Annotated in this window: 21 protein-coding genes, 1 tRNA gene and 2 rRNA genes (1 of these 24 running past the window's edge); 17 read left to right on the plus strand and 7 right to left on the minus strand. The window is 53.0% G+C overall.

What is annotated here, in order from left to right; translation table 11 throughout:
* The 3 genes from ACI0FF_RS02980 to ACI0FF_RS02990 form a co-directional block, all read left to right on the plus strand.
* A 23S ribosomal RNA gene (locus tag ACI0FF_RS02980) occupies positions 1 to 2,645 on the plus strand; it begins 103 nt to the left of the window's first position.
* A gap of 90 nt (positions 2,646 to 2,735) precedes the next feature.
* Positions 2,736 to 2,850 (plus strand): 5S ribosomal RNA (gene rrf / locus ACI0FF_RS02985).
* Between the two features lie 80 nt (positions 2,851 to 2,930).
* Positions 2,931 to 3,007, plus strand: a tRNA-Met gene (locus ACI0FF_RS02990).
* A 133-nt stretch (positions 3,008 to 3,140) separates the two neighbouring features.
* On the opposite strand, the gene ACI0FF_RS02995 is transcribed toward ACI0FF_RS02990, so the two are convergent.
* From ACI0FF_RS02995 to ACI0FF_RS03025, 7 genes are all read right to left on the minus strand, one after another.
* Entirely contained in the window at positions 3,141 to 4,826 is a 1,686-nt protein-coding gene (locus ACI0FF_RS02995) for a hypothetical protein (RefSeq protein WP_419798659.1), read from the minus strand.
* Between the two features lie 70 nt (positions 4,827 to 4,896).
* Positions 4,897 to 5,982: a hypothetical protein gene (locus tag ACI0FF_RS03000; RefSeq protein ID WP_419798660.1), complete on the minus strand. Its 1,086-nt coding sequence runs from the start codon at positions 5,980 to 5,982 to the stop codon at positions 4,897 to 4,899.
* 147 nt (positions 5,983 to 6,129) lie between these two features.
* Positions 6,130 to 7,545: an IS1380 family transposase gene (locus ACI0FF_RS03005; RefSeq protein WP_419797664.1), complete on the minus strand. Its 1,416-nt coding sequence runs from the start codon at positions 7,543 to 7,545 to the stop codon at positions 6,130 to 6,132.
* A gap of 59 nt (positions 7,546 to 7,604) precedes the next feature.
* Entirely contained in the window at positions 7,605 to 9,689 is a 2,085-nt protein-coding gene (locus ACI0FF_RS03010) for an SNF2-related protein (RefSeq protein ID WP_419798661.1), read from the minus strand.
* A 331-nt stretch (positions 9,690 to 10,020) separates the two neighbouring features.
* On the minus strand, positions 10,021 to 11,436 hold the full coding sequence (locus ACI0FF_RS03015) for an IS1380 family transposase (protein WP_419797666.1): 1,416 nt from the start codon (positions 11,434 to 11,436) through the stop codon (positions 10,021 to 10,023).
* Between the two features lie 116 nt (positions 11,437 to 11,552).
* Positions 11,553 to 12,467, minus strand: coding sequence for an ImmA/IrrE family metallo-endopeptidase (locus ACI0FF_RS03020; RefSeq protein WP_419798662.1), 915 nt, complete (start codon positions 12,465 to 12,467; stop codon positions 11,553 to 11,555).
* Positions 12,464 to 12,784 carry a helix-turn-helix domain-containing protein gene (locus ACI0FF_RS03025; RefSeq protein WP_419798663.1) on the minus strand — a complete coding sequence of 107 codons (321 nt, stop codon included), beginning with the start codon at positions 12,782 to 12,784 and terminating at the stop codon, positions 12,464 to 12,466. Before ACI0FF_RS03025 ends, ACI0FF_RS03020 begins: the two co-directional genes overlap by 4 nt.
* A gap of 135 nt (positions 12,785 to 12,919) precedes the next feature.
* Here ACI0FF_RS03025 and ACI0FF_RS03030 point away from each other — a divergent pair, with 135 nt between their 5' ends.
* The 14 genes from ACI0FF_RS03030 to ACI0FF_RS03095 all read left to right on the plus strand — a co-directional run bounded on the left by ACI0FF_RS03030 (position 12,920) and on the right by ACI0FF_RS03095 (position 24,228).
* The gene (locus ACI0FF_RS03030) at positions 12,920 to 13,156 is read left to right on the plus strand and encodes a DUF2188 domain-containing protein (RefSeq protein ID WP_350485081.1); all 237 of its coding nucleotides are present in this window, start codon (positions 12,920 to 12,922) and stop codon (positions 13,154 to 13,156) included.
* Positions 13,157 to 13,167: 11 nt separating this feature from the next.
* Positions 13,168 to 14,340, plus strand: coding sequence for a hypothetical protein (locus tag ACI0FF_RS03035; RefSeq protein ID WP_419798664.1), 1,173 nt, complete (start codon positions 13,168 to 13,170; stop codon positions 14,338 to 14,340).
* Positions 14,327 to 15,271, plus strand: coding sequence for a hypothetical protein (locus tag ACI0FF_RS03040; protein WP_419798665.1), 945 nt, complete (start codon positions 14,327 to 14,329; stop codon positions 15,269 to 15,271). Before ACI0FF_RS03035 ends, ACI0FF_RS03040 begins: the two co-directional genes overlap by 14 nt.
* An 82-nt stretch (positions 15,272 to 15,353) precedes the next feature.
* The gene (locus ACI0FF_RS03045; RefSeq protein WP_419798666.1) at positions 15,354 to 15,791 is read left to right on the plus strand and encodes an antitoxin Xre-like helix-turn-helix domain-containing protein; all 438 of its coding nucleotides are present in this window, start codon (positions 15,354 to 15,356) and stop codon (positions 15,789 to 15,791) included.
* Positions 15,788 to 16,480 (plus strand): RES family NAD+ phosphorylase, encoded by a 693-nt coding sequence (locus ACI0FF_RS03050; RefSeq protein ID WP_419798667.1) that lies wholly within the window; start codon positions 15,788 to 15,790, stop codon positions 16,478 to 16,480. The genes ACI0FF_RS03045 and ACI0FF_RS03050 overlap by 4 nt, the downstream gene beginning before the upstream one ends.
* A gap of 175 nt (positions 16,481 to 16,655) precedes the next feature.
* Complete coding sequence (locus ACI0FF_RS03055) at positions 16,656 to 16,865, plus strand: helix-turn-helix transcriptional regulator (protein ID WP_287466918.1); 210 nt, start codon at positions 16,656 to 16,658, stop codon at positions 16,863 to 16,865.
* A gap of 10 nt (positions 16,866 to 16,875) precedes the next feature.
* Positions 16,876 to 17,364 (plus strand): hypothetical protein, encoded by a 489-nt coding sequence (locus ACI0FF_RS03060; protein ID WP_419798668.1) that lies wholly within the window; start codon positions 16,876 to 16,878, stop codon positions 17,362 to 17,364.
* Positions 17,361 to 17,657, plus strand: coding sequence for a hypothetical protein (locus ACI0FF_RS03065; protein ID WP_419798669.1), 297 nt, complete (start codon positions 17,361 to 17,363; stop codon positions 17,655 to 17,657). Before ACI0FF_RS03060 ends, ACI0FF_RS03065 begins: the two co-directional genes overlap by 4 nt.
* Positions 17,657 to 18,538 carry an ATP-binding protein gene (locus ACI0FF_RS03070; RefSeq protein ID WP_419798670.1) on the plus strand — a complete coding sequence of 294 codons (882 nt, stop codon included), beginning with the start codon at positions 17,657 to 17,659 and terminating at the stop codon, positions 18,536 to 18,538. Before ACI0FF_RS03065 ends, ACI0FF_RS03070 begins: the two co-directional genes overlap by 1 nt.
* Before the next feature lies 1 nt (position 18,539).
* Positions 18,540 to 19,169: a hypothetical protein gene (locus ACI0FF_RS03075; protein ID WP_419798671.1), complete on the plus strand. Its 630-nt coding sequence runs from the start codon at positions 18,540 to 18,542 to the stop codon at positions 19,167 to 19,169.
* A 12-nt stretch (positions 19,170 to 19,181) separates the two neighbouring features.
* Entirely contained in the window at positions 19,182 to 20,858 is a 1,677-nt protein-coding gene (locus ACI0FF_RS03080; RefSeq protein WP_419798672.1) for a DEAD/DEAH box helicase, read from the plus strand.
* A gap of 201 nt (positions 20,859 to 21,059) precedes the next feature.
* A complete protein-coding gene (locus ACI0FF_RS03085; protein WP_419798673.1) occupies positions 21,060 to 21,266 on the plus strand; it encodes a DUF6511 domain-containing protein in 207 nt (68 codons plus the stop codon).
* Positions 21,266 to 22,027, plus strand: coding sequence for a hypothetical protein (locus ACI0FF_RS03090; RefSeq protein WP_419798674.1), 762 nt, complete (start codon positions 21,266 to 21,268; stop codon positions 22,025 to 22,027). Before ACI0FF_RS03085 ends, ACI0FF_RS03090 begins: the two co-directional genes overlap by 1 nt.
* Complete coding sequence (locus ACI0FF_RS03095; RefSeq protein WP_419798675.1) at positions 22,024 to 24,228, plus strand: AAA family ATPase; 2,205 nt, start codon at positions 22,024 to 22,026, stop codon at positions 24,226 to 24,228. The genes ACI0FF_RS03090 and ACI0FF_RS03095 overlap by 4 nt, the downstream gene beginning before the upstream one ends.
* Positions 24,229 to 24,230 lie beyond the last annotated feature (2 nt).

The raw sequence follows: 24,230 nt of genomic DNA on the forward strand, positions 1-24,230 counted from the left end.
TCCGATGATTTCTGAATGGGGCAACCCAATCCTTTAGGATTATCTGTAACTGAATACATAGGTTACAGAGGCAAACCAAGCGAACTGAAACATCTAAGTAGCTTGAGGAAAATAAATCAACCGAGATTCCCCTAGTAGCGGCGAGCGAACGGGGACCAGCCCAGTGATATATTGGTAAGAAGACGAATGCTCTGGAAAGTGCAGCCATAGTAGGTGATAGCCCTGTAGTCGTAGAAATCCTTTATATCCTTGAGTAAGGCGGAACACGTGAAATTCTGTCTGAACATGGGGGGACCACCCTCCAAGGCTAAATACTCCTATACGACCGATAGTGTACCAGTACCGTGAGGGAAAGGTGAAAAGCACCCCGATAAGGGGAGTGAAACAGAACCTGAAACCGGATGCCTACAAGCAGTCGGAGCAGTCTTGAACTGTGACGGCGTACCTTTTGTATAATGGGTCAGCGAGTTAATTTATCGAGCAAGCCTAAGCCGATAGGCGTAAGCGCAGCGAAAGCGAGTCTGAATAGGGCGACTGAGTTCGATGGATTAGACCCGAAACCAGGTGATCTAGGCATGAGCAGGTTGAAGGTGCGGTAACACGCACTGGAGGACCGAACCCACGTCTGTTGAAAAAGACGGGGATGACTTGTGCCTAGGGGTGAAAGGCCAATCAAACCTGGAGATAGCTGGTTCTCCGCGAAATCTATTTAGGTAGAGCGTCAGATGAATACCCTCGGGGGTAGAGCACTGGATCGGGACGGGGGGCGCGAGCCTTACCAACTCGAACCAAACTCCGAATACCGAGGAGTACTATCTGGCAGACACACTGCGGGTGCTAAGGTCCGTAGTGGAAAGGGAAACAGCCCAGACCACCAGCTAAGGTCCCTAAATCACGTGCTAAGTGGGAAAGGATGTGGGAAGGCCAAAACAACCAGGAGGTTGGCTTAGAAGCAGCCACCCTTTAAAGAAAGCGTAACAGCTCACTGGTCTAATTAAGCCGTCCTGCGCCGAAGATGTACCGGGGCTCAAGCCGTGTACCGAAGCTGTGGATTTGTCCTTTAGGACAAGTGGTAGCGGAGCGATCTGTAAGCCTGCGAAGGTGTTGTGTGAGCAATGCTGGAGGTATCAGATGTGAGAATGCTGACATGAGTAGCGATAAACAGAGTGAGAAACTCTGTCGCCGAAAGCCCAAGGGTTCCTGCGCAAGGCTAATCCGCGCAGGGTGAGTCGGCCCCTAAGACGAGGACGAAAGTCGTAGTTGATGGGAATCAGGTTAATATTCCTGAACCTGGGAGTAGTGACGAATGCCGGAATTTGTACGTCCTTATTGGATTGAACGTGCAACCAGGGTGTTCCAGGAAATAACTCTCCCGTATAGACCGTACCCCAAACCGACACAGGTGGGCAGGTAGAGAATACCAAGGCGCTTGAGAGAATGGTGTTGAAGGAACTCGGCAAAATTCACCCGTAACTTCGGGATAAGGGTGACCTGTATTTGCGCAAGCAGATATGGGTGTCACAAAATTGGGGGTGGCGACTGTTTACTAAAAACACAGGGCTCTGCGAAGTCGCAAGACGACGTATAGGGTCTGACGCCTGCCCGGTGCCGGAAGGTTAAAAGGAGTGGTGCAAGCCATGAATTGAAGCCCCGGTAAACGGCGGCCGTAACTATAACGGTCCTAAGGTAGCGAAATTCCTTGTCGGGTAAGTTCCGACCTGCACGAATGGCGTAACGACTTCCCCGCTGTCTCCAACACCAACTCAGCGAAATTGAACTCTCCGTGAAGATGCGGAGTTCCTGCGGTTAGACGGAAAGACCCCGTGCACCTTTACTATAGCTTCGCAGTGGCATTAGTAACTAAATGTGTAGAATAGGTGGGAGGCTTTGAAGCAGAGACGCCAGTCGCTGTGGAGCCACCTTTGAAATACCACCCTTTTAGTTATTGATGTCTAACCGCGGTCCGTGAAACCGGATCCGGGACCCTGCGTGGTGGGTAGTTTGACTGGGGCGGTCGCCTCCTAAAGCGTAACGGAGGCGCACGATGGTAAGCTCAGGCTGGTCGGAAATCAGCTTTTAGAGTGCAATGGCATAAGCTTGCCTGACTGTGAGTCTGACAAGACGAACAGAGACGAAAGTCGGTCATAGTGATCCGGTGACTCCTCGTGGAAGGGTCATCGCTCAACGGATAAAAGGTACGCCGGGGATAACAGGCTGATACTACCCAAGAGTTCACATCGACGGTAGTGTTTGGCACCTCGATGTCGGCTCATCACATCCTGGGGCTGGAGCAGGTCCCAAGGGTTTGGCTGTTCGCCAATTAAAGTGGTACGTGAGCTGGGTTTAGAACGTCGTGAGACAGTTCGGTCCCTATCTGCCGTAGGTGGAGGATACTTGACAGGATTTGCCCCTAGTACGAGAGGACCGGGGTGAACGAACCTCTGGTGTACCAGTTGTTCCGCCAGGAGCATCGCTGGGTAGCTAAGTTCGGACAGGATAACCGCTGAAAGCATCTAAGCGGGAAACCCACCTGGAAACTAGGTATCCCTGAGAATCGTGGAAGACTACCACGTTGATAGGTCAGGTGTGGAAGTGTGGTAACACATGAAGCTAACTGATACTAATCATTCGATAGGCTTGATGAGCAACCATCATGCGTAGAATTAAAAATCTACAAATCAATTCTCAACAGAAACCTGTATAATATAAAAGATAATCTAGATCTCTTTGGATGGCCTGGTGGTTATGGCACGTGGCAAACACCCGATCCCATCCCGAACTCGGCCGTGAAAACACGTTGCGCTGATGGTACTTCGTCTTAAGGCGCGGGAGAGTAAGTCGCTGCCAGGCCTTCCAAAGAGATCTAACCTATCACAATCGTTACCCAAAGCCGCCTCGCAAAAGGCGGCTTTGTCGTTACAATATACCAACGCGGGGTGGAGCAGCCCGGTAGCTCGTCAGGCTCATAACCTGAAGGTCGTCAGTTCAAATCTGGCCCCCGCAACCATAAAAAAGCCCTCTAACTCAATGAGTTAGGGGCTTTTTTGATTTTTGGCGCATCCGCTGAAATGGTTCACTGGAATCACTATGGAATCATGCGGGGGCGAAAAACTGCGTAATTCGCTATTTTTTACTGAGCCCTACGTCATTTCAGCGCCGATGAAACGGTCTGATATGTCGACCTTGCGTGGGGGGGGGATGTCATCAATCTCACTGGGTCTGTCCCAGTCGCCAATATTATGAGGTTCGTGACTTAACCCCCAAGCTACTGCCAGTCGGTGGTAGTCAGCGTCGCTGATGTTGGCTTCAAGAGATGTGGGCTTAGGTAGGGGGATGACGCGGATCCCAGGGCAGGAGGGAATGAAGCGACGGACCCATGCCTCAATTCCTTGGATGGCCTGCTCATAAAGATCGATCGCTCGCGCTCCGCCACACACAAAAATCGGAAGGTTCTCTGACCATCTCGGTGAATTGGGATCCCGCTTTTTTCGGGTATGCCATATTGTCTTGTGAACAGCGTTACTGCTGTCCTTCGCAAATGCCTTGTTGGCTTGATTTACGCCCTCAACAATAACCTCTCCATCTGGCACGTAGGTTGTGAGATCGTTTGGAATGTGGCTCAGAGGGTCTCGAGCATCGAAAAGCTGCGCAGCACTTTCCGATGTAGCTTTTTGAGCTCCATCGATACGCGCTTGATGGAGCCTCTGTGCCCCAAGAAGAGCGACCTCCGCCGTATAAATGGTGAAATGGTCGTCGCCTTCGTTATCGCGAAGGGCGAAAGCGCACACATCCAAAGTGCTCGCGCCAACGTCGACTAGGAAATGTAAACCCTCGTTTCTAAATTCTGATCGAGCATAGCCCGTTACTTCCGCGATGACTTCTGGAACGAGCTCAAAGTCCCACGGAAGGTCATCTTGTTTAAATCGCGAGTGCTTTATGTCTTCAATGGCGCGGTATGCGTCATTCAATGTAACAGGCCCAGGTTTTCTCGACATAAGCCAGGCAGCCTTGCCAACCAAGTCGAAGGTTTCTCGAAGTTTTGGATCGTCGTCAATGGCAGCCGGTAAGCCTAGGTTAACGGCCCAGTTAATTTTAAAATCCTGGAATATCGATTTCTTATGGGCCAGAAACCAGCTGCGAACATATCTTAAAACTAACGCCAAATAGGCGGTTGTCACCGTCATCGGAGTTGCCGCAGAAGGCGTCTCGCCGAGGGCCTCCACCGATCCGTGTGGCGACCTCATCAAGGTGATCTTTATATCGGTTAGGATCGATGAACCGGCTTCAGGTGAAAAGCTACAGTAGGCATCGCTGTTAACGGCGAGCATCGTGGGTAAAAGATAATCAAGGCTCTCGTGTGCATATTGTCCGAATGGAATGGCAAAGGCGGGATTGCCAGCATAATTGGGCGCATGAACAAACACTTTTGTTGATGAAGTCCCAAAGTCCAGGCCAATGACGACGTCTAGGATTTGTGAGCCATCGTTTAGGCCAAACTGATGGGCATTTTCGGGAATGCCATCGAAAAAGCGATCTGGATAAGTAGGCGCAGGTTTGCTCGAACCTCCTGGGATCGTGTTTTTCGTCTTTGGCCGTTTATTCTTCTTCGTTGGCTTGTTGACTGGCTTCGGCTTGTTTGGTTTTACGCGGACCCTCGGTGTAATACTTTTCTTTTCCACCACCACATTGGCCATGCGATCAATAGGTTGCTTTTTTGCAGGGGGCTTTTTCGTCTCGGCTTCTTCAGGCGCAACTTGCTCCGGAGCTGCATCACTCAGGGGTGTTTCGCTGCTCCGCTTGGCCATGCTCTTTAATTTATCGGCCATATCAGGTGATTTGCTGAGAATGCCCTCAAATAAGGACCCGAACCTACCTTTTCCCACCGTACATATCTCCTTAAACCACTGAAATTACCGAAACGCAGATATCTTCGGGGCGGGAGTTGACGGTTCGTCTGGAATCAATTGCAATTTTTTGCCGTTCATAGCGCTCTTCCAGCGCCTTTAACCGTCCTTCGTTGGCAGGGATTAACTTTGTTTTCCCTGTTCTTTTTAGTTTTTCGATTGTGTTGAGAATGGTTTCTCGTTGTTTTTCGATATGGCGTTCCAGGTTTCGCGTTTGGATGTCCGCTCTATCCTCGTTTTGAGCACTTTCCTCTTCAACGAAACGAACGAACTGTTCATCAAGCGTGCCTAACAGAACATCATTTGCCAGTTGATGGGCCTTCTGAAAGTCGCATTCGTTCTTTGCTTCCAGCCATAGTTCCCCATTTGCTGCGCCGGCACTTGCAAGCAGCTCTGCCTTGTCTTCACCGAGCAGGTCCTCAGGATTGGCCATGTTGATTGCTTCATATACGAGTTTTTCAACGTCTCGCAGTCCTTGAACGGACCAAAGGGAAACCGCGAGCACGTAGGTGCCAGGATCAACAGCACCATCCAAGTGGGACGAATCAATTTTGACAGAAACTGCCGGGCGTATCTGCGTAGCGGTTTCTGAGATTTTGTTACTGATGAAGCGAACAAGGGGATGGAATTGCGAAATGGATTCCGTTCTTGCTCGGGCACCGGCGAGCACGCGGTTTTCAAATCGGCATGGGATGGTTGATGTCGCGGCTTGGGTTAGGCGAGTTTGACCGGCGAGGTTATTAACTCTCATAAACTCGTTTAGATCATGTTTGGCATGCGCCGTGAGAGACAACTCAAATTCGTAGTTGGTGGCGTCTTTTTCCTTAAGCACGTATCCGGGATAGTGAATATTCAGGAAGTCCGTGACGTAGGTATACAGGCCTCCGCCGTTGATCCAACGGTTCATGTCTCGGGCAGCCTGAACTTGCTGAAGGATATAGTCCCCATAAGCCACAAGATGAGCAGCTTCTGATTCGAGTTGTGCCTCTTCCTGCTTTAGCCCGGATAATTCACAAATTGATTTGTCGTGGGTATTTTCCTTACCAATTACCCAAAAATCATTTGCAAATGGGTGCAACCCATCCTGGCTGGCAGGTTTGTGTTGGTGGTGTGAGGATATTTACGCGCAAAAACAACCATGGGTAGATTATGTATGATTTGGGGGCGTGCTGACCTGTTCCTTTTTGTAAAGGCTGTAACTTATTGCGCACTGAATAAGCCGTTTTTATATGGGGGCCATGAGCCGCTGCCAGGCGGTGAAGAAAAGGCTCTGACAGGGATAGGCATCCGGGAAGCTCAGTTTAATCCGGCGCACAGAACGCGTGACCTTGGCGCCAATCTTGAAAAGCTTCAGTCGGATGGTGTGGGGGGCGGCTTGGGAGAGTATCGTGCCTTTCAGCGCTTTCAGGCGAAGATGCGTCATCAGCACATAGGCAAAGCCCTCCAGCAAAAGGCGCAGGTAGTTGGAACGGAATTTATGTGCGCTTGCGCGATGCCCAAATAGATCGAGCTGACAATCCTTGATGCGATTTTCCATATCGCCACGCGGGCAGTAGATTTTTTCGTACAGCACACGAGCGACAATGTCTTTGCCCAGGGGTTGTTTGTTCCTTGCCATCTCCTTGCGCGCTTCCTTAACCCCACGGATCACGCGGGGGCAGGTCTCATCCAGCGAGGTCATGAGAAAACGGACATGCTGGTCACTGCCCTCACGATCTTCGATTTTGGCAATCACATTGTAAGGCCGACCCCACGACCCGGTCTTGGGAATATGGGCAAACAGGCCGAAGTTTTTCAGGAAGGTGCGCCCCTCTTGGACCCGTTGCTTTGACGTTTGTGAACGGGCCTGTGTTGCCTTGCGCAGAAGATATGAATTACGCGCCAGTCCAAAGATAAAGTCCACTCTGTTGGCCTTGCACCAGCGAATGAGAGGTTTGCGCACAAACCCGCTATCTGCGCGCACCAGGATATCGACCTCGGGCCAAGATTTTCGGATTTGTTTGACGATGGTGGAGATGGCGCGGCGGGCCCCTTTGGCCCCATCACAATCGCCTTCGCGCAACTGTGCCCACAGCAGGTGCGGCCCGCAGAAAATATACAACGGCAGAAAGCCTCGCTGTTCGTAATAGCCATTCCAAGCCGACATTTCCTGATGACCATGCACTTCAATATCGGTGGCATCAATATCAAGAATGATATCATGGGGGGGCTGCTTGTGATGATCCAGAAACAGATCGCACAGCAGTTCCTGCATTTTATAAAAACGAGGACTGAGTTTGTGATAGCGTTTGTTGCCCGTTGTTGTGCAGCACTCCACCCGCCCCAGGGTGACGGATGAGGCCAGCTTGTCTGTTTCTTTTTTGGACATCAGCCGCAGGGCCGGATCAAGACACAGGCTGTCATGATCATTCAAATCCTCATAGCCAAGGGCCAACCCTGTCACCCGCTGGGCCAGCAAGTCAGGCAGGTCGTGGCGAATATAACGCGCATCGCGCTCATCCCAAAAACAACCTGCCAAACGGGAAAACAAATTCATCCGGCGCGCTGCTTGGCGCAATAAAACCACCCCGCCATCCGACGTAATCTCCCCACCGTCGAAGGCGGCCACAACCTGCTTTTTCCCCTGAGATGAAAACAACATCGAAAAACACCCTGTTATTTTTAGTCACAGAGAATTTTAACATAACTCGCTGTTATTGTTCATGTTATTATAGATAAGGTAAAGGTTTGTGACGAATTCGGGTTTAGGGTTTCGAGGGCCTGAGCCGTTTGATTGATCCGTTCCTCCTGCTGTTCAGCCGTTAAATGGCCTGTTAGAAGGTCGTGGGTCAGTTCTTGGATCTTTTCCCCTAGGATGGCTTCAAAGTCGCCCAAGGCATTTCTACAGAGATCCAGTTTGTCGTAGAGCTTTTGGTAAATACGGGCATCAACGGTATTGGCGTAGAACAGGTTCCATACCAAAACCTTGTCTGATTCCTGGCCAAGACGATCCACACGACCAATCCGCTGTTCTACGCGCATGGGGTTCCAGGGCAGGTCATAGTTTACAACCACCCAGGAAAATTGAAGGTCGACACCTTCGCCACCGACTTCGGAAGACAACAGAACGCTTGGACCTTGAGGTGATCTAAATTCTTTAATGATATCGTCTTTAGTTCTTGTTCCGCCGCCCTGGAGGACGATTGTAGATATGCCATCGTCATTGAGACGCTGATCGAGATAGGCAAGGGTCCCACGATACGTCGAGAAGACGATCACTTTGGCTTTTGGGTGTAGCTCAAAATAGGCCTCGAGCATGTCGCAAAGACGATTGTATTTGCTGTCGTTCTCTATGAGTTCATCGAGGTCAACAAATTCAGTTGAACGCTCTACGAGCCTCGTTGTGAGAGGCCCAAGTTTGTTTTTCTTGTTCTCATCAGCATCTGTCCCAGAAAGTTGATCTTCAGGGATTTCCATCCGGCGCTGTTTCCAGGACTTCAAAGCCGCTGGCATGCAGCTTGCCATTTGTCGTTGAGGTGTAACGAGGAGAAAGGCTTCGTTGATATCCCGGTCCAGTGAATAGTCGATGACGATGTCCGTGACGAGGTCATAAAACTCCCGTTCAACCTCCGTCATTTCGATGAACTCTGGCTGCGGATCACGAACGACACGCCATTCTTTCACATCGCGCTTGCGGGTCCGGGTGATGGCATGACCAAGGAGGTTGATGGTTTCCAAGCGATGAGCGATGCGGCTCTTTTCGGTGAAGGATTGGAGAGATTTCGGCGTTAATCCCTTTAGAAGGGTCTCAAGTTGCCTGTTTCCCTTGAGAAGTCGACTGCGGCCAGCCGCCTCTAATATTTCAACCAGCTCCTCCTCAGAGGCTGCGCCTTTAAGCACAAGATCTCGGGCGCGAACCAGGGGCTCATTGGCTGACAGGATCTCGACAAGGTCTTCGTGCCGACTGAATGTATCAGGGTCCAGAAGGTTGAGAAGGGAATATAAGTCGCGATTGTAATTGTGGATTGGAGTTGCCGTGAGCAGAACCAGATATTCGGAAACGGCTCTCATCAGTTGCCCAAGCGAGTTTGTCTGTGCTTCTGGGTTTCGCATGTGGTGTGCTTCATCGACCACAAGCAAATCGAACAAGCGCTCTTCGCTTTCCATGGATTGCAGGAAACGAGCGAGTTGAGCTGCATTCGATGTTTTTTCGTCTTCGTCGTCCCACCCTCTCGGTGGGCGTAGGCCCTGAGTGCTGGCGACGATGGCAAAGCCTTTTGCGTGAGCCTGATTGTCCTTCAGGATGCGCAACATTTCTTTGGCATCGCAGATTTGCGGTGATAGTCCCATTTTGTTGGTGAGCTCGTCCCGCCACTTCTCTCTTAGTGCAGCCGGACATAGGACAACGAGGCGTTTCAGGTTGAAGCGACTTCGAAGCTCGGTCCAGATCAGTCCCGCTTCGATCGTTTTACCCAAGCCAACTTCATCTGCGATCAGAAGTCCGTTCGTGGGTGTCTGAAGAAGTTTCAAAACAGGTTTGAATTGGTAGGCATAGAAATCCGTATTGGTAGCTTCCATGCTGTAAATAATGTCAGCAAGGCGTCCTGTGAGCCGGACATGAGTAAGCGTGCGTCTCAGATCATTTGGGGTGCCGAGTTTGCCGTCGGCGAGAAGATCTAAAGGGTTCATCCGCTCTTCAGGCAACGGTTCCAGTTGATCCTCGTAGACGCGATCGACTTGGTCGGGGAAACGGACTTGGTAGAGCTTGCGGGTCTTTCTGACTCTGGGCTCAGCATCCGTCAGCATCCCAATCCTAAGCGGATTGTGGATAAGGCGGACTTGCATGCCTGGCTGCCAGTTTTTTTCACTTCCTGTCATTTCACACTGCCAGGTAATGGTTTTATTGTATTGACCCGGATAATTCACAAATTGATTTGTCGTGGGTATTTTCCTTACCAATTACCCAAAAATCATTTGCAAATGGGTGCAACCCATCCTGGCTGGCAGGTTTGTGTTGGTGGTGTGAGGATATTTACGCGCAAAAACAACCATGGGTAGATTATGTATGATTTGGGGGCGTGCTGACCTGTTCCTTTTTGTAAAGGCTGTAACTTATTGCGCACTGAATAAGCCGTTTTTATATGGGGGCCATGAGCCGCTGCCAGGCGGTGAAGAAAAGGCTCTGACAGGGATAGGCATCCGGGAAGCTCAGTTTAATCCGGCGCACAGAACGCGTGACCTTGGCGCCAATCTTGAAAAGCTTCAGTCGGATGGTGCGGGGGGCGGCTTGGGAGAGTATCGTGCCTTTCAGCGCTTTCAGGCGAAGATGCGTCATCAGCACATAGGCAAAGCCCTCCAGCAAAAGGCGCAGGTAGTTGGAACGGAATTTATGTGCGCTTGCGCGATGCCCAAATAGATCGAGCTGACAATCCTTGATGCGATTTTCCATATCGCCACGCGGGCAGTAGATTTTTTCGTACAGCACACGAGCGACAATGTCTTTGCCCAGGGGTTGTTTGTTCCTTGCCATCTCCTTGCGCGCTTCCTTAACCCCACGGATCACGCGGGGGCAGGTCTCATCCAGCGAGGTCATGAGAAAACGGACATGCTGGTCACTGCCCTCACGATCTTCGATTTTGGCAATCACATTGTAAGGCCGACCCCACGACCCGGTCTTGGGAATATGGGCAAACAGGCCGAAGTTTTTCAGGAAGGTGCGCCCCTCTTGGACCCGTTGCTTTGACGTTTGTGAACGGGCCTGTGTTGCCTTGCGCAGAAGATATGAATTACGCGCCAGTCCAAAGATAAAGTCCACTCTGTTGGCCTTGCACCAGCGAATGAGAGGTTTGCGCACAAACCCGCTATCTGCGCGCACCAGGATATCGACCTCGGGCCAAGATTTTCGGATTTGTTTGACGATGGTGGAGATGGCGCGGCGGGCCCCTTTGGCCCCATCACAATCGCCTTCGCGCAACTGTGCCCACAGCAGGTGCGGCCCGCAGAAAATATACAACGGCAGAAAGCCTCGCTGTTCGTAATAGCCATTCCAAGCCGACATTTCCTGATGACCATGCACTTCAATATCGGTGGCATCAATATCAAGAATGATATCATGGGGGGGCTGCTTGTGATGATCCAGAAACAGATCGCACAGCAGTTCCTGCATTTTATAAAAACGAGGACTGAGTTTGTGATAGCGTTTGTTGCCCGTTGTTGTGCAGCACTCCACCCGCCCCAGGGTGACGGATGAGGCCAGCTTGTCTGTTTCTTTTTTGGACATCAGCCGCAGGGCCGGATCAAGACACAGGCTGTCATGATCATTCAAATCCTCATAGCCAAGGGCCAACCCTGTCACCCGCTGGGCCAGCAAGTCAGGCAGGTCGTGGCGAATATAACGCGCATCGCGCTCATCCCAAAAACAACCTGCCAAACGGGAAAACAAATTCATCCGGCGCGCTGCTTGGCGCAATAAAACCACCCCGCCATCCGACGTAATCTCCCCACCGTCGAAGGCGGCCACAACCTGCTTTTTCCCCTGAGATGAAAACAACATCGAAAAACACCCTGTTATTTTTAGTCACAGAGAATTTTAACATAACTCGCTGTTATTGTTCATGTTATTATAGATAAGGTAAAGGTTTGTGACGAATTCGGGATTGAGGACCGGCTTCATACTTGGCCTCCAATAACGAACTGATCGTATGTGTCGTGTTCTGACGGCTCGTCCAAATCGAGATCCCATTTCCCCGGAGTGTCGTCTGGATAGAGAAGCAGGGAAATCGACATACGGTTTTGATCAGAAAAAATGGTCATTTCCCGCACCTCTTCTTGGCCCAGCCAAACACCTTTTGAATGCAAGGTTCCGGTACGGTTATCGATCAGCATGTTCTGCTTTGCGGCTAAAGATGCATCAGGTAACGGCGTGACCTCTTGACGGGCACGATAGAATATTCCTGATTTGATGAGCGGTTCACTACTCCAGGCCCAATCAATAAAACCTTCCTTGCCGACAACTATCATTGCCCGCTTATGTGTCATTCCTAACCATTTGAGAATGGTTGCGGTCAGAGAGACATCATAGCGGTCAGCCAAATGCGACATGAGATCAAGGTCAATGGGGTGGCTTGAGATTTGATCCCGGAAATCGTCCAGCGGCATTAGCAAATAGGAGGCGAAGGTATTTGCCTGTGCTTCGACTTTTCCGTATTCGGAATTCCATTTGTGCATGTCGCGGCTGCTGCACTTAAGGCCCTCTGCCGAGATTTTTCTATGAAGCAGATAGTGCCCAAGTTCATGGGCAAGGGTGAAGTTTATGCGACCCTTAGATTCAATACTTTCATTGTAGATGATGCCCCATTCGCCATTGCCGCTTGGGTGCGGAAGCATTGCGCCTTCGAATTTACGAGAGAGATCCATGCCTTCAATCATGGTGATGGAGGCATCCGGGAAAACCTGTTTTGAATAATCCCGTGCTATCCCTGCCACGTTAATTGGAAAGCGGTCCAACCCATGGGCTTCATGGAAGACTTTGATCAGCTTACTGAGATGGATCGCCCATTTTTCAGGCGTATTCGGCAGGTTCAATCTTTCTTCCCCCACATATCGACCATCTGCTCAATTTTCTTTTTGTCTTCATCCCCAAGTTTACTGAATTTTCTGAAGAAAGCTTCCTGAAGGACCTTTTCGTCAGGGGTCGCTTTTTCATCCAGTAGATAATCCGTCGTCACAGACAGGGCCTGAGCGATTCGGGTCAATTTTTCAGCTGATGGTTTCCGGGCGTCACGGTTTTCGAGTTCCCACATGTAGCTCTTGCTGGAATCCGTGAGCTCGGCCAGCTTGTCGAGGGAATAGCCCTTTTCTTGCCGATGGTGGCGGATTTTCTCGCCTAATGAGGTTGTCATGTCTTCTCCCTGGATCGGTCATTCATGTTTTCGACCGTGTTCGATATATGCCGAACAAATTGGTGCTTGACAAGAGAATTGCGAAAATGTTCGATGTATACCGAACGAAATCGTACCAACAAGGAGATTCGGCAAATGCCCAAACGTACACCCGGTACCCATCATGTAACTCCCAGCTCAAACGGTGGCTGGGACGTCCGCCGCGGCGGTTCTGATCGCGCCAGCGGACATTTTGACACCAAACGTGAGGCGATTGATCGCGGTCGCGATATCAGCCGCAACGCTGGAACTGAATTTAAGATCCATAATCGAGACGGGCGCATCGCCCAGTCCGATTCCCACGGGAACGACCCGCGCAACATCAAGGGCTAAGGAGATTACAAATGGCCTCAGTGACGACTTTCATTCGCAACACGCCTGCCTCGTCGCTGCAGGCTTATTTTGAACACACAGGAATCGAGCTTTCGAACCCGATCAATTGGGATGGCCCAGAGCCTGAAGTGGTTAAGGGAACGCTTCGGGCTGTTGATGACATGACAGACGACGAACGCGCCCGCGTCCTGAATGATGCGGAGCGTGTCAGCGCCTTGGCCGACGATGCAGGGCAAACGGCCCTTTACAGCGTGGCGGAAGACCGGTCCGTTCTGGATGATCTAGCCAACGGCCACGCACGGTCGCTTTGGATGTTCCTGAATGCTCCGACCCTGTTTCGCTTTGCCGAAGAGGTGCGTTTCACGGACGAGCGTCGGCGTGGACGTAGCTGGGATGGCTTTATGGCTCCTGTCAACCTTGATCTGAACCGTGATGCTGTGGCTCAGGAGGCATTCAAGTCAGCTTTGCGGGAGCGGTTTTCTTCCAATAACATTCATATCGATATTTTCAGCCGTCATCGCCCGACCTTTGATGGCGAAGACTGTGAGTTGGTGCAGATCGTCATTTACCGGGAGGGGCTTCCCGATGCCTTCTTGGCGTTCGATGACGAAGGTGAATTGGTCCGTCGTGCGCGTCGGCCTGTGTTTGAAGCGGCGATGACCTATGAACCGGAAACCGGCGTGATTGAGGTTGTGGCCAATGACCGCGAAAGCCGTGAAGAAATGGCGCGGTACATGGCGCGTGACCTGCTCGGCGTGGAGTTTCAGAGCGAGAAGGTTCCGCTCCGGAACTATGACCTGTCGGTTCTCTTGGCTCCCCATCCGTTCCTGACGGACCCGGATGACGGGATTGAGTCTGTGGAGGTGAAGCAATTGCGTTTGATGCCGTTCGACAACAACGGCGAACGCGTCACTCTCGAATGCCTGCGCAAAGCGGATCGGACCATCTGGAATATGTCGGCAGACCGGTTCGGCGCAAACGACCCCCTGGCTGGTGGTTGGGTCGCGACCCAGGCAAAATTGACCATCAAGTTTCATCCGAAGGGTTCGTCAAAACGTGGACGCACTTTGCCGCTTACGATCACCATGCCGCACGGATGTAACTTGAAGGACCAAACGGAAGAGGAACAGTTGATCGGTGAGAAATATCTGCGCCGTTGGGGCATCTTGAATGACGTCGACTGATGTGGTTCCGCTTTCCCGGTCAGATGTCCAACTGGTGCAGTCAATCCTGCAGACGCCTGATGCGTTGATCACCGGTGCGGCTTTGGATGGGTTTCATGGCCGATCGGCGGAAGCGCTGAAGATATCAGGTGTCTTGAAACCGGACGGGCATCAGCTTGCAGCGGTTTCCCTTTCTGACCATGACGATGAAGCCGTCACCCTAACATGGTCGCCGGAGGAGGGTGGGTACGGCTATTTCAGTCCGTCTGCCGGATGGGTAGCAGTGCCTTCTGAAAAGCTCACATCCTATTCGATCAGCTATTCCGCATTGTTTCAGCTTGTGTTGAGGGCACTGGATGTTTCGTCACGGAACGATCCGGAAGAACTGGTGCTGGGTCTGTTTTGGGAAGTAGGGGATGTCCGCTTGTCCGGTCGTGCCAAGCGTATCCCGATCTGGATTGCTCGACGACTTGAGATCCCCACTGTCTGGTCGGTGTTTGCTAATGCTGTGAAGGAGAGACCAGCTCCAGGTTTGCGGGTAGTCATCAATTTGACGGCAGGCCGCGTGAGCGAGGCGACTTACCGTGGCCATGAGATTATCAATCTTCATGACGTCATCGGAAGTGGTCTAGAAATAGATCCAGATATTTTAGCTGCCCGGGTTTCTTCTGGAGCCCTGATGTCCGATGCTCCAATCGTGGTCACAGCGGATGGTGCTTCAGTCAATGTTCGGGGGAAAGTGTATTCTTTCACGGGCGCGAAGCAACGGGCCATCATCCGGCATCTATATCAGGCCTGGCAGTCTGGTGAGCCGGAATGCCTGACAATGGCCGTCCTGGAAGCTGCAGAAAGCGCTGCTTCTGTGAATACACTCGCGAAAGCATTTTCCGGGCGCTCTGACTGGCAGGGTTTCATCAAGGAGAACGATGGGCGTTGCTGGATCTCGATTTGAGACTGGAAAACATTAACTCCATATTTGGAGATTGATTTACTCCATAAATGGAGTTATATTTAATTCAGAAATGGAGGTTCAAATGGCTCTCTCTCACGCTTACCCAGCTACGCGGCACGAAGTTGCCCCCTTGATTGATCTATCTGATCGAGCAGAACGTGATCGTCTGAGCTCAGGGGCTATCAGGGCGTTCTTTAACATTATGGACAAGTGGAAGGTCCGTGATGAAGCCGCTCGTCAGTTGCTTGGAGGAATGTCCAATGGCGCTTTCTATTCTCTGAAAAAAGGTGGGGACCGCGCATTGGATGAGGATAAACTGCGCCGGATCTCCTATTTGGTCGGCATCTTCAAGGCGCTGAACATTATTTACAGCGAAGATCTCGCGGATCAATGGATGCAGCTTCCGAACAAGAACAGGATTTTTAGAGGGATGACCCCTAAAGACTATTTAGTCCATGGGGGTCTTCCAGCTTACGCGACCGTTAGAAAGCTTCTTGATGCTCGGCGGGGTGGCCATTGAGCTTTCCCGGTACAAGCAGGATCCGCCAACTCGATACTCATCGGATGATTCCTTCGAAATACAGTGAGAACGGGGACAGTGTCCTCGTTCGCATTGCCGATGATGACGATCATCTCCAGAGCATCTTCGATCTGGATCACGCTACAAATGATCGACTACTTGCAGAAAATGATCTGCTTCCCGGAATCGGTGTTGATGAGTTGGTATTCAGTGTTCCGTCTTACCGGATCATCAATGCAGCATTTACACACGCCCACCCACTGGGAAGCCGGTTTAATGGTCCGGATCGGGGTGCATGGTACGCGGGGTTTGCGCTAGAAACATCCCAAGCCGAGGTCGCCTGGCACAAGTCGCTCGAACTTGCCGAAATCGACTGGCTGAATGAAAGCGTCACCTATGATGATTATCTAGCTGACTTCGGTGGTGAATACCATGACATCCGAGGAGATGATAACTTCTCTGATTGCCTGAACGCAGACAGCTATGTTGCATCTCAAGGATTGGCCGACCGGCTTCTCGCCGAAGATTCCCCTGGCGTGATTTATCCAAGTGTGCGCCATGCCGGTGGCGATTGCCTTGCCTGTTTCCGCCCGGCGCTTGTTGGCAATGTTCGTAAAAGCGCCCGGTATCGTTTCACATGGACTGGTAGACCCGAGCCCGAAGTTGAGCTTGAAGAGTCCTATACCTGATCCATTGAAAGCCTTTTAAAGCATCTATGAGCCGTCCCATTGGGGCGGCTTTTTTCGTTTTCGGGCATAGAAAAGATAATTCCTACCTTCTGTCCTACCTTCCGCCTCCCCAGCTCCTCCCCCCACAACCGCCATTCTCCTCCCAGGTTTTCGAACAGCCCCCAAGGAGGACTCCATGGCTATTAAACATCTCAATCAGATCGAACTGGCCGATCGCTGGAATATCAGTGAACGGACGCTTGAACGCTGGCGGTGGACCGGCGAAGGACCCGCGTATCTCAAAATCGGTGGCCGGGTCGTTTACCGCCTCGAAGACGTGGAAGCTTATGAAGCAGACAATCTCTGCAAAAGCACCACCGAAACCCCGAACGATCTTTATGCGTGAGGGGAACGATATGAACATCCCCAACCGCATCCAAATCGACGACCTGAGCGCCATGGAGGTGGCGGATATCGCCTCTCTGCCGGTCGAACAATTGACCGCCTTGCAAAGTGAAATCGCCGAACGCCTCACCATCACGAAGCTGATGAAGGACCGTTTCGATAGCGCGCTTGAGTGCCCCTTTTCCCTTCCGGCGAGAGAAGGCCGTGCAGCCCTTGGCAAAGACACGGGCACAGTTCGCTTCAATGAAGGTCCGGCGCAAATCGTCGCCGATCTTCCCAAGAAGGTCTCCTGGGATCAGTCCCAGCTGGCTCAGCTTGTCGAGCGCATGAAAGCCGAAGGCGATGACCCGGCTGAATACGTCGACATCACCATCAAGGTTTCTGAACGCAAATACGCCGCGTGGCCGAACCACATTCGCTCGGCGTTCGAGGGCGCAAGGACCGTGCGTGTCGGCAAAGCCTCCTACCAACTCTCCCTGAACGATGAGGTGCAATCATGACCGCCAAGACCAAACTCGAACGCCTGCGCGAAGATAACTGCTTCCTGGCTGATCTTCCTGACACCATCCGGATCCCGCCCTTGGGTGATCGCCAAGAAGAAGTCATCAAGCCCATTGAAGCGGCGTCCATTGATGACCTCGCTTTCGCCCAGCTGGCTTTGCAGGCCAAATCTTCCGCGCTTTACGGAGAAATCGATGCGCTGCGCCGGGTCTACGATATGGCCCGCAAGAACGGATCCTTGGGCGCGGACAATGCCCTGGATGCAGTTGCATCGAAGAAGGGGGGCAAGTGATGACGCTCCCCATCATTTCCGCCGACGAACGCATGTCAGAACAGCGCGGCATTAAAGGCTGCATCTTCGGCAAATCCGGTATCGGCAAGACGTCGTTGCTCTGGACGCTGGATGCCCAGTCCACCTTGTTCTTCGATTTGGAGGCAGGGGATCTGGCAATCGAAGGCTGGTCCGGAGACACCATTCGTCCGCGCACTTGGATTGAATGCCGTGATTTCGCCGTCTTCATCGGTGGTCCAAACCCGGCCTTGCGTGACGACCAGGTCTATAGCCAGGCCCACTATGACGCGGTTTGTGAGCAGTTTGGCGATCCGGCGGCGCTGGATAAGTACCAGACGGTCTTTATCGACAGCATCACGGTTGCGGGACGTCTGTGTTTCCAATGGGCCAAAGGCCAGCCGCAGGCCGTTTCCGAGCGCACCGGCAAGCCTGACATGCGAGGCGCTTACGGCCTGCATGGCCAGGAGATGATCGCTTGGCTCACGCACCTTCAGCACACCCGTGGCAAGAACGTCTGGTTCGTCGGGATCCTCGACGAGAAGCTCGATGATTTCAATCGCATGACCTTCGTTCCCCAAATTGACGGCTCCAAGACTGGCAACGAACTGCCTGGCATCGTCGATGAAGTTATCGCCATGGCCGAGGTCAGCCCGGATGGCGGCGATCCCTACAGAGCCTTTGTTTGCCACACGCTGAACCCGTTCGGTTTTCCCGCAAAGGATCGCAGCGGTCGGCTCAATCAAATCGAAGAACCCCACCTTGGCCGTCTGATGGAAAAGATCGGCGGCCCCGCAAAACCGGCAGGCGAGAGGCTGACCTTTAGTCGCCCCGTGCCACCTGCCGAGACCCCCAACCCTGAAGACGACAAAGGAGCACAGTAATATGACTGGTGCATGGAATGACTATAACGACGCGGAATCCCAAACATCCTACGACCTGATTCCGAAGGGCACCATTGTGCCGGTGCGGATGACTATCAAACCCGGTGGTTATGACGATCCGACTCAGGGTTGGACGGGTGGATACGCGACCCACAACGATACGACCGGCTCGGTTTATCTCAACGCCGAGTTTGTCATCCTTGAAGGTCCGTTTGCCAAGCGCAAGGTCTGGAGCCTGATAGGGCTTCGCAGCCTCAAGGGACCGGAATGGGGCAACATGGGCCGGTCTTTTGTGCGCGGTATCCTGAACTCGTCGCGGGGCCTTTCCGACAAGGACAATTCTCCTCAGGCGCAGGCTGCCCGTCGCATCAACGGTTTTGCGGATTTGGATGGCATTGAATTCCTGGCCAAGATTGATGTCGGCAAAGACGTCAATGGTGATCCCAAAAACGACATCCGTTTTGCCGTGGCTCCGAATAACAAAGATTGGGAAACGTTTAAGGCTGGCGGCGGTCTCTGGACGCCGAGCCAATCGGCTACTGCCCCCACAGCAACCGCACAGCCGACGGCCAATGCCAGCACAGAGGCGCAACCTGCAGCAAACCCCAATCGCCCGTCCTGGGCTCAATAGGGGAGGCTGGTCATGTTGCTCCGTCCCCGCCAGAAAACCTTCGTCGAGCGCAGTGTTCAAGCGCTCGGCGAACACGGCAACACACTGGCTGTTGCCTCCACCGGATTTGGAAAAACCATCGCGCTGGCCGGTGTCACCGGTCAGTTGCTGAAAGGCAATGATGCCAAGGCCTGCGTGCTTGCCCATCGCGATGAGCTGACAAGCCAAAACGAGGCAAAGTTCAATCGGGTCAACCCGGGCCTTAGCACCTCGGTCGTCGATGCCAAGACCAAATCCTGGCAGGGGCGGACAACGTTCGCCATGGTTCCGACCTTGGCGCGTAAATCCAACCTTGCTGCCATGCCCGCCCTTGAGCTGCTGGTGATTGACGAAGCTCATCATGCAGCAGCCGACAGTTACCGTCGCATTATCGATCAGGCCAGGGACAAAAACCCGGACGTTAAGATCTTCGGTGTGACGGCTACTCCCAACCGGGGAGACAAGAAGGGCTTGCGTCCGATCTTTTCCAATGTTGCCGATCAAGTGTTCATTGGAGAATTGGTTGCTTCCGGGCATTTGGTGCCGCCGCGCACCTTCGTGATTGATGTGGGCGCACAGGAAGCGCTCAAGTCGGTTCGCAAGACCGTTGATGATTTCGACATGATGGCCGTTGACGCCATCATGAACAAAGCGCCGATCACCGATGCTGTGATCCAACACTGGCGAGATAAGGCGGGTGATCGCCAAACGGTCGTCTTTTGTTCAACGGTCGATCACGCCCGCAATGTGCGTGACGCTTTTCGCACCCAAGGGATCCAGGCCGCCATGGTCTATGGCGACATGGGTGCTTCGGAACGGCGCAATGTCCTCCAGGCTTATGAGCAAGGGGAAACCCAGGTTCTGGTTAATGTCGCAGTTCTGACCGAAGGTTGGGATCACCCACCGACCAACTGTGTCGTCTTGCTGAGGCCGTCTTCTTATAAATCCACGATGATTCAGATGGTCGGGCGCGGCCTGCGTACCGTTGATCCCAGCGAACATCCGGGTGTGGTCAAAAGTGACTGCATTGTGCTGGATTTTGGCACTTCCAGTCTTCTACATGGCAGTCTCGAGCAGGACGTAAACCTTGATGGCAAGGTCGGATCCGGTCCTGCCCTGACCAAGGAATGCCCCGAGTGCGCCGCCAACGTGCCGCTGGCCGTCATGGAATGCCCGTTGTGCGGTTACCACTTCCAATCGGAGGGTAAGGAAGGCCAACAGCCGATCTCTGATTTCGTCATGTCGGAAGTGGATCTGCTCAAGCGTTCCAGTTTCCAATGGTGCGATCTCTTTGGCGATGATGCGGCGTTGGTCGCAAATGGCTTCAACGCCTGGAGCGGCATTTTCTTTCATCAGGGCCGCTGGCATGCCGTCGGCGGTGGCAAGGGCCTCAAATCGCATTTGTTGGCCATGGGTGAGCGCACCATTTGCCTGGCCGCAGCCGATGATTGGTTGAATGAAAACGAGACCGACGAAAGCGCCCATAAATCTCGCTCATGGCTCAATCAGTCGGTCACCAGCCGTCAGCTTCAATTCTTGCCGCCCGAGTACCGTCAGGATTTTGGCCTGACCCGGTATCACGCATCGGCCCTGCTGACATTTCAGTTCAATAAGGCTGCAATCACCAATCTGGTGTTGAACGCCCCTGAAGATAGCCGGAGGGCGGCATGACCCATGGTGACTTCAGGAAACGCTGCCACCCGTTTGAGGTTATGGCATCCGCGCGGGGAGCTCTGTGCCGTCTGTCGGCGACCAACCCGTGGTTTTGGCTGGTTCGACCGCCATTCATCGAAGCGTCCGCGTATTCAGCGGTGGTTCTGCTCCATGGACTGCCAGGGTTTTTGGTCGCGCTTGGTGAAGGAGGGCTTGGGCATGGTTGATTTGACCGAACAAGAAAAGGCCGCCCTGTGCCATGCCGTCAAAATGCTGGCCGAAGTGATGGAAGAGATCGGTTGGGAAACCCGGCTGATTGATCTCACAGAAGCCCAGGTTCTCACTCTCGCTGAAGTCTGCGTTGGCGGGTTTCAGGACGCCATGCTGTCGATTGCCAAAGGCGAAGATACGGAGGTCCCCTTTTGATGTTGGACTACAATTCCTCCCAAACATTCGCCGATCAGGTGAACGCCCATGTTGATGAGGCTTTGGTTGCCGAAAACCAATGCCAAGCGCCCCGCCAGTATCTCGGTGGCTCTCGCCTTGGTGTTGCCTGTGAACGGGCTCTGCAATTCGAATACGCCCAGGCCCCGAAGGACGATGGTCGAGATTTCGATGGGCAAACCCTGCGTATCTTTGCTGCCGGTCACGTCTTTGAGGACCTGGCCATTGACTGGCTGAGCAAGGCTGGCTTCGAGCTCTATACGACCAAAGGCAACAAGCCTGGTGGAGAGCAGTTCGGTTTCAGTGTCGCGGGTGGCCGTATTCGTGGTCATGTGGACGGCATAATCAACGCAGCCCCGGTCATGGATGGCTTCCCAGCCCTTTGGGAATGCAAGTCACTCAACAATAAATCCTGGAACGACACCGCTAAACGCGGGGTCACGGTATCCAAGCCGGTTTATGCCGCGCAGATCGCCACCTACCAGGCCTATATGGAAGCCTCGGTTCCGGGAATTTCTCAAAACCCGACTTTGTTTACCGCCATCAACAAGGACACAGCGGAGCTTCACCATGAGCTGGTTGCGTTTGATGGCGGGCTTGCCCAACGCATGAGCGATAAAGCGGTGCGCGTCATTCAGGCGACAGAAGCCGGTGAGTTGCTGCCCCGTATCGCGCAATCGGCTGATTTTTTCGAGTGCAAATTCTGCGACTGGTCTGATCGGTGCTGGAGAACCGGCGGATGAGCAATGAGGTTGTAAACATTAATGACTGGCGGGATTTCAATTCAGCTGCCCCCCAGCACCAAGACGATGCTCACCAAACAGGGCTCACGGTTGATGAGATCAAGGCGCGGCTCAATACCAATTTGCGTGGCCTTCTGTCCTACCTTTATCCCGCAGGTGTTTTTCGTCATGGCAAATTCCTGGTTGGTGATGTCCGAGGCAATAAGGGCGAAAGCCTGAGTGTGGAGCTATCCGGGCCTAAAGCCGGGATGTGGCATGACTTTGCGACAGGTGAGGGCGGGGATGTACTCGCACTTTGGGCTGCGGCAACAGGGCGCAACACCCAATCGGATTTCCCTTCGTTATTGGATGACGTTCGCCAGTGGCTGGGCGAGCCGCGATCTGAAACTGTCCCCGTTGAGCCGGAGCGTACCGTGCCGATGGACGAGTTGGGGCCGGTGACAGCCAAGTGGGACTATGTTGATGGCGAGGGCGCTCTGTTGGCCTGTGTCTATCGCTATGATCCACCCAGCGGAAAGCAGTTTAGGCCCTGGGACGTTTCATGCCGGAAGATGAAGGCTCCGGATCCGCGGCCACTTTATAACCAGCCCGCCATGAAATCCGCCATGGATGTGGTGTTGGTTGAAGGCGAGAAGGCGGCAGATGCCTTAATCGGTCAGGGCGTTTGTGCCACCACAGCTATGAATGGGGCCAAGGCACCGGTTGAGAAAACTGACTGGTCACCGCTTTGTGGCAAACGGGTCTTGATCTGGCCCGACAAGGATGCAGCAGGTTGGCAGTACGCGGAAGCTGCTGCCGAGGCCGCTCTCGGTGCCGGTGCGCTGTCCGTCACCATTCTTATGCCGCCTCTGGATAAACCAGAAAAGTGGGATGCGGCGGACGCTGTCGATGACGGCATGGATATTGATGCCTTCATTGCCAACGCACCGCGTCAATCAATCGTAAGCCCGAGGTCCAATGCGCAAGCCTTTAGCCTGAAGCAGTTGCTGGGTGATCGCTCTGCCATGCCGGACGACATCATTGCGCCTCGTGTCCTGACACCATCCGGTCTGCTGGTTTTCGGCGGTGCGCCCAAGGTTGGCAAAAGTGATTTCTTGCTCTGCTGGCTGGTTCACATGGCAGCGGGCATTGGGTTTCTGTCCTTTACGCCACCGCGTCCTTTGCGTGTTTTCTATCTGCAGGCCGAAATCCAATACCACTACCTCCGGGAACGCCTTCAGGACATCTCATTGCAGCCTGAAGTGATCCGGCACGCCCATGACAATCTCGTCATCACACCGCAGCTCAAGCTCATTTTGAATGAAGCGGGCGTTGAGACGGTTGGCGCTTTAATCCGAAAACACTTCCCCGATGGGCTGGACATCATCGTCATTGATCCGATCCGAAACGTCTTTGATGGCGGTGAAGCGGGACCCAGTGAGAATGACAACAACGCCATGCTGTTCTTCTTGCGCGATCGGGTCGAGAAACTTCGCGACGCTGTGGATCCGGACGCAGGCATCATTCTGGTCCATCACACCCGTAAGCTTTCAAAGAAACAGGTTGATGAGGATCCATTCCAGGCGCTTTCCGGCGCGGGGGCGCTTCGGGGCTACTACAGCTCAGGCATGATCCTGTTTCGCCCTGATGAAACGCGCTCTGAACGCAAGCTCATCACGGAACTGCGCAACGGCCCAGCCCTGGCGGCAAAGATCGTCGATAAGGACGGTGGGCAATGGATCGAAATTGATCCGTCGTCGGAGAGGCTGATTCGTCAGGAATATGGTGAGAAGCTTGATGCCGAACGTCTGCGTAAACGCGATGTCATTCTTCAGGTCCTCTTCGAAGAAGCGCTGGGCGGACGGGTTTACACTGCGACCCAATTTGCCGAGCGGTTTGAAAACCGGGCTGGTTTGGGTGGCCGGAGCACCATTGCTGAACGCGTCAGTGTTCTGACCACGAAAGGGTACATCAAATATTTCCGCAATCCGGAAGATCACGATCTGCCACCACTGCCACGCACCCGGTACGGCTATCTCTGCGTCGAAGGCATGCAGCTGGGGGAAGCCGAGGACGTTGTGGATGAGGAAACCGGTGAGGTTTTCCAAAGCGTCCATCAGCTCCTTCCAACCCATTACAAGTGCCACCAGTCAGGGGCCGTTCTGGAGGTCGAAAGCCCGAACAACTGGGTCTATCACGATGAGGAGATGGACCATGAATAAGG

Origin of the sequence: Terasakiella sp. 4MB5A (assembly GCF_050058155.1) — a bacterium.
Taxonomy (GTDB): Bacteria; Pseudomonadota; Alphaproteobacteria; order Rhodospirillales; family Terasakiellaceae; genus Terasakiella; species Terasakiella halodenitrificans.

What these genes read in the sequence shown, in the direction of transcription:
- ACI0FF_RS03055 (WP_287466918.1), top strand. Translation starts at nt 16,656, where the DNA reads ATGGCTATTAAACATCTCAATCAGATCGAACTGGCCGATCGCTGGAAT.
- ACI0FF_RS03075 (WP_419798671.1), top strand. Translation starts at nt 18,540, where the DNA reads ATGACTGGTGCATGGAATGACTATAACGACGCGGAATCCCAAACATCC.
- ACI0FF_RS03045 (WP_419798666.1), top strand. Translation starts at nt 15,354, where the DNA reads ATGGCTCTCTCTCACGCTTACCCAGCTACGCGGCACGAAGTTGCCCCC.
- ACI0FF_RS03025 (WP_419798663.1), bottom strand. Translation starts at nt 12,784, where the DNA reads ATGACAACCTCATTAGGCGAGAAAATCCGCCACCATCGGCAAGAAAAG.
- ACI0FF_RS03015 (WP_419797666.1), bottom strand. Translation starts at nt 11,436, where the DNA reads ATGTTGTTTTCATCTCAGGGGAAAAAGCAGGTTGTGGCCGCCTTCGAC.
- ACI0FF_RS03070 (WP_419798670.1), top strand. Translation starts at nt 17,657, where the DNA reads ATGACGCTCCCCATCATTTCCGCCGACGAACGCATGTCAGAACAGCGC.
- ACI0FF_RS03030 (WP_350485081.1), top strand. Translation starts at nt 12,920, where the DNA reads ATGCCCAAACGTACACCCGGTACCCATCATGTAACTCCCAGCTCAAAC.
- ACI0FF_RS03080 (WP_419798672.1), top strand. Translation starts at nt 19,182, where the DNA reads ATGTTGCTCCGTCCCCGCCAGAAAACCTTCGTCGAGCGCAGTGTTCAA.
- ACI0FF_RS03090 (WP_419798674.1), top strand. Translation starts at nt 21,266, where the DNA reads ATGTTGGACTACAATTCCTCCCAAACATTCGCCGATCAGGTGAACGCC.
- ACI0FF_RS03035 (WP_419798664.1), top strand. Translation starts at nt 13,168, where the DNA reads ATGGCCTCAGTGACGACTTTCATTCGCAACACGCCTGCCTCGTCGCTG.
- ACI0FF_RS03005 (WP_419797664.1), bottom strand. Translation starts at nt 7,545, where the DNA reads ATGTTGTTTTCATCTCAGGGGAAAAAGCAGGTTGTGGCCGCCTTCGAC.
- ACI0FF_RS03065 (WP_419798669.1), top strand. Translation starts at nt 17,361, where the DNA reads ATGACCGCCAAGACCAAACTCGAACGCCTGCGCGAAGATAACTGCTTC.
- ACI0FF_RS03095 (WP_419798675.1), top strand. Translation starts at nt 22,024, where the DNA reads ATGAGCAATGAGGTTGTAAACATTAATGACTGGCGGGATTTCAATTCA.
- ACI0FF_RS03010 (WP_419798661.1), bottom strand. Translation starts at nt 9,689, where the DNA reads ATGCTGACGGATGCTGAGCCCAGAGTCAGAAAGACCCGCAAGCTCTAC.
- ACI0FF_RS03040 (WP_419798665.1), top strand. Translation starts at nt 14,327, where the DNA reads ATGACGTCGACTGATGTGGTTCCGCTTTCCCGGTCAGATGTCCAACTG.
- ACI0FF_RS02995 (WP_419798659.1), bottom strand. Translation starts at nt 4,826, where the DNA reads ATGGCCGATAAATTAAAGAGCATGGCCAAGCGGAGCAGCGAAACACCC.
- ACI0FF_RS03085 (WP_419798673.1), top strand. Translation starts at nt 21,060, where the DNA reads ATGGTTGATTTGACCGAACAAGAAAAGGCCGCCCTGTGCCATGCCGTC.
- ACI0FF_RS03060 (WP_419798668.1), top strand. Translation starts at nt 16,876, where the DNA reads ATGAACATCCCCAACCGCATCCAAATCGACGACCTGAGCGCCATGGAG.